We start from the raw sequence: 1218 nt of genomic DNA on the forward strand, positions 1-1218 counted from the left end.
CCTTTACACATATTAATACCGATCCTTCGCAAGAAAGTCCCTCTCTTGGCTACCTTAGACGCGGTTCGCGGGTAAGAATAGTCAGGCGGCAGACAGTTAAGACACAGGACGGCTATATTTCTTGGGTTTTAACCGACGGGCAACAGCAGGGTTGGCTTAAAGAAGATGTAATGGATATATACAATAACGAAAATCAGGCAATAACCGCTTCCGAATTATTGTCCCGCTGAAACAGCGCCTAATTGCCCGCACGCTCCCATAACAGAGCGTCCCTTATGAAGCCGCATGGTTACTTTTAACCCGTAACTTTCCAACATACGGATAAAATCTTCAGTTTCCCTTTTGCTTGGTTCACAAAGCGGCTTCCCCTCAAACTCAAACCCCGCGACAGGATTCCAAGGTATTATGTTTACGATACTGTCTAATCCTTTGGCAAAGTTTGCTATAGATTTCGCGTCTGTGTCGCGGGTATTTATCTGCCTGAGCAATGGCACTTCAAGAGTGATCCTGCCGCCGCTTTTTTTCTGGAAAAGCAGAAGGTTCTCCTTTACTTTATCAAGGGGGTTTGATTTTGTTATGGGCATAAGTTTTTGGCGTAAAGCTTCGTCCGCTGTTGTAAGCGAAAGGGCGAGCCTGACATAAGGTCCATTTTGGGCAAGATCATAAAGAGCGTCGCAAATACCGCAGGTGGAAATTGTAATTCTTCGCGGGGAAAAGTTAATTCCCTTTTTATTGTTTAACAACAAGATGGCTTTTCTTAAATTGGGAAGATTCAAAAGCGGCTCGCCCATGCCCATTACAACGATATTGTCTATGATATGCCCGCAGTCTTTGCCAAGAGAAGCAAGCCGCAGGTATAAAAATTGCTCGATAATTTCAGCGCAGTTAAGGTTGCGTTTAAAACCTAACGAGCCTGTTTTGCAAAAGACGCAGCCTGCGGGACAGCCGACTTGGGAGGAAAGGCACGCGGTAAGGCGGTTTTTCCCGTCGTTTAAAAGCACGGATTCTATTTTTGCCCCGTCTTCCAAAGCAAAGACAAACTTTTTTGTCTCTCCGTCCTCATGAATGCCGTCAACCTTGCTTGAATAAAGGCTGTAGTTGGCGCTTAACTCACTGCGAAGGGATACGGGGATATTTGTCATATCCTCAAGAGAATTAACCCCCTTGGCTATCCATTTAAATATTTGACCGGCGCGGAAACGGGGCAGTGTAGGGAGT

At 45.6% G+C, this 1218-nt stretch carries 2 protein-coding genes; one reads left to right on the plus strand and one right to left on the minus strand.

From position 1 onward, the window contains the following. Nucleotides 1-230 (plus strand): SH3 domain-containing protein (locus ACYVTD_RS13270; protein WP_461248214.1); only part of this gene is annotated, 230 nt, incomplete at its 5' end. Here the strand turns inward: ACYVTD_RS13270 and rlmN are convergent. Next, nucleotides 216-1218, minus strand: a 1003-nt coding sequence (gene rlmN / locus ACYVTD_RS13275; protein ID WP_461248215.1) for a 23S rRNA (adenine(2503)-C(2))-methyltransferase RlmN, incomplete at its 5' end; no start/stop codon positions are given. The genes ACYVTD_RS13270 and rlmN overlap by 15 nt on opposite strands.

This window comes from Treponema sp. R6D11 (assembly GCF_054786075.1).